Source organism: Ligilactobacillus acidipiscis DSM 15836, assembly GCF_001435755.1.
In the GTDB taxonomy this organism is placed as follows: Bacteria; Bacillota; Bacilli; order Lactobacillales; family Lactobacillaceae; genus Ligilactobacillus; species Ligilactobacillus acidipiscis.
Window position 1 is genome coordinate 1 of the sequence record NZ_AZFI01000070.1, and the last position, 10,162, is coordinate 10,162.

12 protein-coding genes are annotated in these 10,162 nt (G+C 40.5%); 3 read left to right on the forward strand and 9 right to left on the reverse strand.

Features of this window, described 5'->3' with window-relative positions:
- Window positions 1–88: 88 nt before the first annotated feature.
- The 7 genes from FC65_RS06065 to FC65_RS06095 are packed head-to-tail and all read right to left on the reverse strand — an operon-like array spanning window position 89 to window position 6,247.
- A complete protein-coding gene (locus tag FC65_RS06065) occupies window positions 89–991 on the reverse strand; it encodes an ROK family protein (protein ID WP_056971939.1) in 903 nt (300 codons plus the stop codon).
- Between the two features lie 26 nt (window positions 992–1,017).
- A complete protein-coding gene (locus tag FC65_RS06070) occupies window positions 1,018–1,911 on the reverse strand; it encodes a ketose-bisphosphate aldolase (RefSeq protein ID WP_056971940.1) in 894 nt (297 codons plus the stop codon).
- A gap of 57 nt (window positions 1,912–1,968) precedes the next feature.
- Window positions 1,969–2,832, reverse strand: coding sequence for a class II fructose-bisphosphate aldolase (locus FC65_RS06075; protein ID WP_056971941.1), 864 nt, complete (start codon window positions 2,830–2,832; stop codon window positions 1,969–1,971).
- Between the two features lie 11 nt (window positions 2,833–2,843).
- Window positions 2,844–3,950 (reverse strand): PTS fructose transporter subunit IIC, encoded by a 1,107-nt coding sequence (locus tag FC65_RS06080; RefSeq protein ID WP_056971942.1) that lies wholly within the window; start codon window positions 3,948–3,950, stop codon window positions 2,844–2,846.
- Between the two features lie 11 nt (window positions 3,951–3,961).
- On the reverse strand, window positions 3,962–4,279 hold the full coding sequence (locus FC65_RS06085) for a PTS fructose transporter subunit IIB (protein WP_056971943.1): 318 nt from the start codon (window positions 4,277–4,279) through the stop codon (window positions 3,962–3,964).
- Window positions 4,276–4,770: a PTS sugar transporter subunit IIA gene (locus tag FC65_RS06090; RefSeq protein ID WP_056971944.1), complete on the reverse strand. Its 495-nt coding sequence runs from the start codon at window positions 4,768–4,770 to the stop codon at window positions 4,276–4,278. The genes FC65_RS06085 and FC65_RS06090 overlap by 4 nt, the downstream gene beginning before the upstream one ends.
- Window positions 4,760–6,247 (reverse strand): BglG family transcription antiterminator, encoded by a 1,488-nt coding sequence (locus FC65_RS06095; RefSeq protein WP_056971945.1) that lies wholly within the window; start codon window positions 6,245–6,247, stop codon window positions 4,760–4,762. The genes FC65_RS06090 and FC65_RS06095 overlap by 11 nt, the downstream gene beginning before the upstream one ends.
- A gap of 233 nt (window positions 6,248–6,480) precedes the next feature.
- Here FC65_RS06095 and FC65_RS12405 point away from each other — a divergent pair, with 233 nt between their 5' ends.
- The 3 genes from FC65_RS12405 (at window position 6,481) to FC65_RS06105 (ending at window position 8,760) form a co-directional block, all read left to right on the forward strand.
- Window positions 6,481–6,618: a hypothetical protein gene (locus FC65_RS12405; protein ID WP_131470614.1), complete on the forward strand. Its 138-nt coding sequence runs from the start codon at window positions 6,481–6,483 to the stop codon at window positions 6,616–6,618.
- Between the two features lie 158 nt (window positions 6,619–6,776).
- Entirely contained in the window at window positions 6,777–8,546 is a 1,770-nt protein-coding gene (locus FC65_RS06100) for an oleate hydratase (protein WP_056971946.1), read from the forward strand.
- 19 nt (window positions 8,547–8,565) lie between these two features.
- A complete protein-coding gene (locus FC65_RS06105) occupies window positions 8,566–8,760 on the forward strand; it encodes a hypothetical protein (protein ID WP_056971947.1) in 195 nt (64 codons plus the stop codon).
- Window positions 8,761–8,841: 81 nt separating this feature from the next.
- Here FC65_RS06105 and FC65_RS06110 read toward each other — a convergent pair whose 3' ends face one another.
- Window positions 8,842–9,384 carry a TetR/AcrR family transcriptional regulator gene (locus FC65_RS06110; protein ID WP_056971948.1) on the reverse strand — a complete coding sequence of 181 codons (543 nt, stop codon included), beginning with the start codon at window positions 9,382–9,384 and terminating at the stop codon, window positions 8,842–8,844.
- A 431-nt stretch (window positions 9,385–9,815) separates the two neighbouring features.
- On the reverse strand, window positions 9,816–10,162 hold a 347-nt coding region (locus FC65_RS06115), incomplete at its 5' end, for a helix-turn-helix domain-containing protein (RefSeq protein WP_156408580.1).

The window sequence follows — 10,162 nt, forward strand, 5'->3', positions numbered from 1 at the left end:
CCTAGTTACTGCCCATGCCGGGCGCACTTAACAAAAGACACATGTTTAAAACACGTGTCTTCAGCAAAGGGCTTAATATTCATTGGTTTTACGGTTTGTACACATGATATGCCGCAGCCTTTTCATCACCGTTAGCAACTTGTTTTGCTAGCAGTAATGCTCCTGTAATTCCTGCATCATCACCGAGTTCAGCATGAACAATATACTTATCTTCTGGAGGAATTTGTACATAACCGTTCAACTGTTCTTTGAATGATTCCCTAATCAAGGGGAAAAGTTGCTTCTGATTCGAAACACCACCACCAAAAATGATAATCTCTGGGGAAATTGAAAGCGTATAGTCCACAGCTGCTTGAGCCAAATAATAAGCTTCCAATTTCCATGCCGGGTCGTCATCATTTAATGATGCTGCTTTCACTCCTTTGCGCTTTTCTATTGAAGGGCCAGAGGCCATGCCTTCCAGGCAGAAATTGTGGTACGGACAAACACCTGAGAAAGAATCATTTTCAACCGGTGAAGGTCTCACTGCAATGTGGCCCAATTCTGGATGAGAATATCCAGAATACAATTTGCCTTCGTGAATTATTCCACCACCAATGCCTGTGCCCACCGTCAAATAGACAGCTTCCTTCATGCCTTGAGCAGCACCTTTTTGCAGCTCACCGTATGCAGCTACATTAACATCAGTCGTCCAGTAAATTGGACATTTAATTGATCCTCGAAGCGTGCCTAAGAAATCAAAGTCAGACCAACCCGGCTTCGGCGTTTTGCGAACAAACCCGTAATCAGGTTTATTTTTGTTAATGCCAGTTGGGCCAAATGCACCGACACCTAAACCTTCAAGGTCAAATTTACTGAAGAAGAGAATTATTTTCGGTATTGACTCTTCAGGAGTGCCTGTTTCAATTCTGACACGTTCCTTGATATTTAGATTATCATCGCTGACCGCACATACGAATTTTGTGCCTCCGGCCTCAATTGCACCAATCATGAGTATTGCACCCTTTCTACTTAATCCTACAGGAACTCATTACGCCATGGGCTCATGTCCTTGTACAGATCTGCCTTGCCAACCGAATTGAACAATTCGTTCTTGTGGTGAACAACCTCCTTGGCGGCGTCGATTGCCTTAGGGAACAAGTTGTTTGGATCCCAGCCATCGTCTTCCTTCAGAATCTCACGTGCCTTCTTGAAGAATGCGTACTTGTAATCAGAAGAAATGTTAACCTTAGAAATCCCAGTCTTAACGGCCTCGGCAATTTGGTCATCAGGGTTAGAAGAACCACCATGCAAAACCAAAGGAACATCGAAAGCTGCCAAAATTTCCTTCAAAATATCAATACGAATCTTTGGTTCAACATCTGAAGGGTAAATACCGTGGGCAGTACCAATACCAACAGCCAAAGTATCAACGCCGGTTTCTTCAACAAACTTAGCGGCATCTTCTGGCTTCGTGTAGATACCATTCTTCAAGTGTTCCTTGATGTGATTACCAGTTTGGCCAATAGTACCAAGTTCAGCTTCAACCGATACACCAACCAAATGACACATATCAACGGTTTGCTTTGTAACAGCGACATTGTCGTCCCATGGTTCCAAAGAAGCATCGATCATGACCGAACTGAAACCATTGTGAATTGCCCGTGCAACATTGTTAATCGTATCCCCGTGGTCCAAGTGAAGTACAAATGGAACCCTGCTGTTCTTAATCCGCTGAAGCACATATGCAAAGAAGTCATCTTTTGCATAAGCCATTTCAGTTGGGTGTACAGCGATGATACCAGGTGCGTTATCAGCTTCACACTGTTCAACAGAAGCCTTAAGTAATTCTGAGTTAGAAACGTTGTAGGCACCTACGGCAAAATGATTCTTCCGCGTTAGAGACAGCATTTGATTCATGTTAACTAACATAAGTAAAATCCTCCTAGTCTTTCCAACAATAATTGATTTTAAAACCTCAGTAACGTACTACATTGTGGACGGGTTCTTATCACTTGATCCAACGATCTTGATGTATGCACGAACCACCTCCTCAGCTGCGGGTAGGGTATCATTTAATAAATCAACCCATTCCTCATTTCTCTCTTTTTGTTGAGAGTTATATATTGCATCGGCTTGCGCCTTCATAACGTCTGAGCCAACATTAATTTTGTTAACTCCGGCCGCCACGGCTTTCCGAATATTTTCTTCACCACACCCGGATCCACCATGCAGAACAAGCGGGATGCCGGTTGCTTCCTTAACCTTCTTCGGAATGTCGAAATTAAATACCGGCACAAAGTCTTTAGGCATGACCCCATGAGTAGAGCCAAACGACAGTGCCAAAGCCGTAACGTGTGTACGCTTGATGAAGCTAATTGCCTTGTCAGGATCCGTATACATATCTTCTTGTGTAAAATGGTCCCCCTTAACGGCACCCATATTACCTACTTCAGCCTCAACGCTGACGTTCTTTTGGCTGGCCATTTGTACTATTTTGCTAGTGACGCGCACGTTCTCATCAAAGCTTTTTTCCGATTGATCGATCATAACGCTGGAGAAACCTTGGTTAATGCTCTCCACTACATAATCCGGGTCCTTACCGTGATCAAGGTTAATGGCCACCTCAACCATGGCGTCTTTCGCCATCTTGATTGCCGGTGGTAAAATGTATTCCCGCGGAATATGTTTCTCCATGTGCTCTTCCAATAAATCGATAATGATGGGAGCATTTTCGGCTTCAGCTGCCTTAATGGTGGCATACACGCCCTCCAGGTTCAGGCAGTTAATTGCCATGATGCCGTAATGACCTTTGTTAGCGCGTGCCAACATATCCGTCATAGGAACAAACATTGATTTACCTCCTAGTTAATCTTGATATCATCAAGGTTGACTTCTTCATCATCTTCATCGTCCTCGAGATCGTCTTCAGGGTTATCATATTTATCGTCCGGAACACGTTTCTTGAGAATCAAAAGCAGGAATGCAGTTATCAGCGAACCAATTAGTAATGCCAAGCAGAAAAGCAATGGTTTATTCATGGCAGGGACAATGAACAAGCCGCCTGAAGGTACGGGGCTCTTAATACCCCAGGCCATCGACAAACCACCGCCAATTGCGGCACCAATCGTACAGCTGATAACAACACGAATCAGGTCAACGGCCGCGATAGGAATAACGCCTTCAGTAATCATGACAATGCCCATCGGAAAGGCAATTTTAATGTTATCTTCCTCGCGCTTCGTATAAATGCGACGACGCAGGAAGTGAGCAAACAACCAAGAAAGACTGACACCAAACGGTGGAACCATTGATGCCAAGATTTTAACGGCCTCTGGTTGTTGTACGTTTTGCAATAACATACCGTCGGCGAACAATGATGCAACTTTGTTAACAGGACCACCAAAGTCAAACGCGGCCATGCCACCGAGAATACTACCAAACAGGAACCGGGCAGAACCTTGCATGCTGTTCAAGAACGTTGTGAGCCAGTTTGTAGCCCAAACAATTGGTTGCCCAACAATGTAGAACATCAGTACAGCCATTATCAATGATGACAACAGGGGAACAATCATCATAGGCTTCAAGCCTTCAGCCCACTTGGGAACTTTAACGTACTTAACTAAAGCAGCAACAACCCAACCTGTAATAAAACCACCGAGCATGCCGCCTAAGAACCCGGCACCAATGTTGTATGAAATAATACCGCTAAGTAACCCTGGCGCAATGCCAGGACGATCTGCAATTGAGTATGCAATTGCCGCCGAAATAACTGGTGCTAAGAGGCCCATGCCCCAGACACCTAATGTTGTAAGTGTGGATGGAAGACTGTAGTCACCAGTAAACTTTGTAATCTGAGTACCACCAGTTAGATTACCAATGGCGATTAGCAGCCCAGACGCAACAACCAGTGGGAGCATATAAGAAATGGCGGTCATCGCGTGTTTCTTGAGTTGCAGTTTCTTCAACATGGTTCTGCCTCCTATTCAGTTAAACCAAGCTTGTCGACTACTTTTTCAAGCAATTGCGTTGGGGCTTTGATTGCTGTGTTGGTATCAACTTCCACAACCTTCTTGCCTTTAAAACGCTCACGTCCACCAACCTTGATGTCAACTGCTAGAAGTACAAAATCAGCTTCCTTAATATCTTCTGGCGTTAACGCGTTCTCAGTGCCAATAGTGCCCTGAGTTTCCATGTGGATGTCATATCCTAATTTTTGAGCAGCCTTCATAATCTTTTCGCGTGCAATGTAGGTATGAGCGATACCTGAAGTGCAAGCAGCTATGCCAACAATCTTCATGACTCATCTTCTCCTTCCGGATCTTTACGCAACAGACTAATCAATTCATCTTTTGTATTAACTTTGTGGAGGTTCACGATAAAGTCATCATCTGATAGGAGAACTGCCACCTTTTGCAACAACTTGATGTGCAACGTATTTGCATCGATGTCCCGAACAGCAAACAAGATAATTACACGGATAGGTTCATCATCCAAGCTTTCCCAAGGGATATCATGCTTGCTAATACCAATAGCAATAGTAGTGTTTTTAACCGCTTTAGATTTACCATGAGGAATGGCGACTCCTTGTCCCAAACCTGTTATACCTTCTGCTTCACGTAGAAGGACGTCATCGATAAAACCTTGACGGTCAATCACATCACCATGAGCTACCAATAAGTCAGTTAACTCCGCAATCACGTCTTCTTTAGTGTTTGACTTAATATCCAGATCAATTAAGTCTTTCGTCACAACTTCCCCAATATCAATATCAACTGTTTCATCTGCCATATCCGTTCAGCTCCTCTATAGTCTTCTGCACCCGATCTTGATCTGCATGATTAAACATTGCATTCACTAGCAACACGGGATGTTTTGTCATTTTGTCATCTACCCTAATTGTGGTGATGATTAAATCTATTCTGTTTTCAAAATAGTCGAGTTTCTTTTCATACACCTTTAGGGAAACAACGTCATCAATCAATAACTCCGGAAATTGTCTTTTTACTTTGACTTTTAGTAATTCGGAAGTACCTACACCGCTAGAACACATAATCAAAATTCTTAATTGGCGTTCATGCTGTTCCAAATACTTTGCGAAGTACAGTGTGATGAAGCCTACTTCATCATCCGATACAGACTGACTGTACCGTTTACCGATGACGTCATTGACAACTTCCTTCGTAGCGTTGAATACTTGCGGGTATTCAGACTCGATGTCACTGAGCAGCGGATTATTGATTTCGATTTCGTTAACCAAACGATTGATCATTGGTTGAACATGAAGTGCTAAATCAGTTGTAATTTCTTTGTCGTCAATTTCAGCATTCAATTTTGTAGCCATGCCTGAAATCAAATCTTTAACAACTGCCGCGACATCCGATGAATAAACAGAATCTTTGCCAGGTTCTGATATTAATCTTGAAGAAATCAAATATTGGAGAATGTAATATTTTTCAATTTGAGGAATATTCATTCCCAGATAATCGCTAATCTGTCTAACCACTTTATCAGCTATCTTGTACAGACGTTGATGTTTATCGATACTATCTTGCTCTCTATCACCAATTAAATTTTCTAGTTGAAAATCGGCTGTGACACCTTGACGATATCGCTTCATCAAAATATAAATATGGGAAAAAAGATTGATGTTGTAAGGTGAAGGTATCGTCGAGTCTAGTGCATCCTCAATGTAGTCAATTTGAGTGGTAATAAATCTCAAATCATAGTCAGTTAGCTCGGGAAATTCTTTGCGAATCATATCATAGTCGGTTAGTTCGAGTTTGTTAATTACACCAATGATCAGTTGACGTATTTCTCTCTCTTTCCCGATTACCTTGACGGCACGGTTGCGATTGACTAACTGTATATTATCTGATTCAATTTGCTTCTTAATAACAGCTAAATCACTGTTGACCACTGTTTCGCTGACGTAAAATTTCTCAAATAACTTTCGAATAGGAATCTCGCTGGGTGACCTGAACAATAGATTTAAAAGAACTTCATTACGACGTCCAGTTGGTGAATAGACACTAATCTTGTTGTATTCACCATCAGATTTTAGAAACTCATCGTAATTGATTTTGTATCCCCGTCCTTTTTCCGATTCAATTAACTGTTGTTCATCAGAATTGTCGTTGATCTTTTTTACAGCGCGCATGACAGTTCTGGTAGATACATCCAGCTGGTTGGCAAGTTGCTGTGCCGTTAGGTAGTCGTTTGTTTTTACCAGCATAGCAATGAGACGCATTTCTTTTTCGCAAATCATATTTGCTTCCTCCCCCTGACTACAATCTTATTATGTCTCAATTATTTGTAAGCGCTTACTGCCAAGTGTCATTTGGTTATGACTTGGCACTTGTCAGTTGCACACGACACACAATAAAATACTCATCATTATTGTTTATGTTGAACATTATGTTTACTTATACTTAATATTGTACAACACGTTTATTGTAAGCGTTTGGGCATTGGTACTTGTTTGATACTGTAACCTTCTTAATGAAAACCGGCTTCCAATATATCGCCAACCAGCATAAAATTGTTTACTACAATAACAACGGGCAAATGCTTTATGGCTTTCAAAAAATCAAAGGCAAAACATATCACTTCAATACTCAAACTGGAGCTCGTATTTAACTAATTTTCTAGGACTGTAGCGAATCTGCTGCAGTTTTTTTTATTCATATTAATTGAGAAAGTAATTTTGATTGAATAAATTTGTTAACCGTTGTATATTATATTGAGTTACAGATGTAACAAATACTTGGTATCTTATTTTACAAGGAGGGATTTTCATGTACTACAGTAGTGGTAATTATGAAGCATTTGCTCGGCCTAAAAAACCAGCAAACGCCACCAAGAAATCAGCCTATATTGTTGGGGCCGGTTTAGCCGGTTTAGCTGCCGCCGCTTTTTTAGTGCGCGATGGTCAGGTTCCTGGAAACCAAATTCATGTTTTTGAAGAACTTGGACTTCCCGGTGGCAGCATGGATGGGATTTTAAATGAACAACGCGGCTATATTATTCGTGGTGGGCGTGAAATGGAACCTCACTTTGAAACTCTTTGGGATCTTTTTCGTTCAATTCCTACCTTAGAAGATGCCAGTGTTTCGGTACTTGACGAATTCTATTGGCTAAATAAAGCCGATCCAAGTAATTCACACACCCGCGTAATCGAAAAACGTGGTAATCAGTTAGCCAGTGATGGTCAGTTGACGCTTTCCCGAAAAGCAATTGAAGAAATCGCCAAATTAGTGCTAACACCGGAAAACCAACTTGACAATGTCAAAATTAATCAAGTTTTCAGCGATGACTTCTTTAAATCAAATTTCTGGCTCTATTGGTCCACCATGTTTGCTTTCGAGCCTTGGGCAAGTGCAATGGAAATGCGCCGTTATTTATTACGCTTTGTCCATCATGTTGGCACCTTGCAAAATATGTCAGCATTGAAATTTACCAAATATAATCAATATGAGTCATTAATCAAACCACTGATTAAATATCTTGAAGATCACGACGTTAAATTCCAATACAATACCACCGTTGACAATATTATTGTTGAACAAACCGGTGAACAAAAACAAGCTGTTAAAATTGAGCTAACGATCGATGGTAATCAGCAAAGCCTCGACCTAACACCTGACGATTTGGTTTTCATTACAAATGGATCAATTACTGAAAGCACTACTTATGGTGACAATGAACATTCAGCACCAGCAACGCATCCAATCGGTGCTAGCTGGAAATTATGGGAAAAATTAGCGGTTCAAGACTCAGCTTTCGGACATCCAGCTAAATTTTATCAAGATATTCCAGCGGCTAACTGGGTCATGTCGGCAACTTGCACCTTTAAAGACGATCGAATCGTACCCTATATTCAAAAAATTACTGGTAAAGATCCGTATAGTGGTTCAATTGTTACCAGTGGCCCAGTCTCCATTAGGGACTCAAACTGGTTATTAGGAATTTCCATCAGCCGTCAACCACATTTTCAACAACAAAAGCCAAATGAATTAATCGTATGGTTATATGGTCTCTTTTCCGATCAGCCCGGAAATTATATTCACAAAAAAATTACTGATTGCAGTGGCGCAGAAATCTGTCAAGAATTTCTTTATCATATTGGTGTCCCAGAAAATCAAATTGCTGAGATCGCGCAAACAGCTAATTCAATTCCAATTCATATGCCATACATTACTTCATACTTTATGCCACGCCAAGCTGGTGATCGTCCCTTAGTTGTCCCTGAAGGTTCAAGCAATTTGGCTTTTATTGGGAACTTTGCCGAAACTGAGCGAGACACCGTCTTTACAACTGAATACTCTGTCAGAACTGCTATGGAAGCTGTCTACCGACTGCTTGACATTGATCGTGGCATCCCAGAAGTCTTTGATTCTGCCTTTGACTTACGAACAATCTTAAGTGCCTTATATTATTTGAATGATAAAAAGAGCTTGACCGAATTGCCTTTAAATCAAATTGAAAAAATTGGTCTAAATGCCTTTTTGAAAAAGGTTCATGGCACCTATCTTGAAGAAATTTTGAAATCTCAAAAGTTACTCTAAATCAAAGGAGGAAAAATTCATGAAAAAGCAGCATTTAATTTTAATTTCAATCGCTTTAGCTACTGGGGTTGTAATTGGAAAATATCTTAAACCCCAAAAAGACAGTTGCTGTCGTCATCGACTAGGTTGTTGCTCAAAGAATTCCCAAATCTCTAAGACCGATCCAGTTTATTTACGAGAAACCCAAACCCTAGGGCATGGCCTAACAAAGTAACTTAGCCTAGTAAAAGGGGGGCACTGCAAAAGTAAAATTGCCGTACCCCTTTTTTGATTGTTTTGTTTTTTCATTAACCGGCTAAAATATTTTTTCGCCAGTTTGCAGTAAATCATTTTTGATCTTTTCTGCTAGGTGCTCGGCCAACTCGGCTGCGGAATATTGATAATCGTTTTCTCGCCAATATAGTAAACTAGCAAAAATAGCGCCCGAATAATATGCAATCTCTATTGGTGCTGGCTGCTGATTTTTAATTCGCGTTTTAAAAAAATCAAGCAAGTAGTCACTTTGCTTTCGAAGAGCAAAGCCTTCAATTGAAGCGCTAACAATTGCCGATAAAACAGCTGGATTATTTTTAAAATAATCAAAATAAACTTCCAACAACTGCTCTAATTCTTTAAAATGATGCGTCGTAATGTCATCAACAAAAGTTGCATATTCTTTTTGAATAAACTTGTTCAAAATATCTTCCTTACTGTTATAGTTGCGATAAAAAGCCATTCGTGATATTTTTGCTTGATTAGCAATATCCGTAATTGAAATTTCTGAAAAGTCTTGTTCTTGCATCAATTCAAACAAAGCTTTTTCAGCTTTAGCTTGCGTCCGCACAATCCTTTTGTCCATAGTCACTATCTCCCAATTAATGAATCAATTTAGTTGTTGATACCAATTATACATCATTGAAAATTTCAAACCGCTTTACGAAAAAAAGTATCAAAATCAGGTCACTAACTTTGATACTTTTTTACTTAATAGTTACTTTTTTAGTTAGGCTTTACGATAAACATAGAAAGTCATTCCCGAACATTCAGAGTCGAACTGTAAATCCGACACTGCATAGTTTTTAGCATGATTTCCCTTACTATCTCGCTTATGACCAGATACTGATAATAAGCGGGTTTGAGAATAGCTATCTGTTAAGTTTCCGCCATTACTGATGATGCCAACATGTCCAGCACCACTTTTGATTGATAAGTTTTAGTAAGTTCCCTTGTTTGAATGATCATTATGTCACCCTCTCTAAACTAGTATAACGTAATTATCGCATATAAATCTCATCTTTTTATATCGAACTTCTTTCGATATCTGATAAAGGTCGTTCGCTTAATCCCGGTATTACGGGACACATCTACATCACTCATGCCCGCCTGATAAAGCTTAAATGCATGTTGTAAGCGGGGATCATCTTTGGCATATTGAGGCTTCCGACCATGATATTTGCCTTGTTGCTTAGCCAGGGCAATGCCTTGTTGCTGGCGTTCAATGATCCGCTTCCGTTCACTTTCAGCCTGATACTTATACAGTTCAATAATGAGGTTGGTCATCAGTTGACGCAAGTTAGGGTCAGCAATCCCCGTCATGGACGGCAAATTTAGGTTCTTTATCAAGTGGTACTGATGAA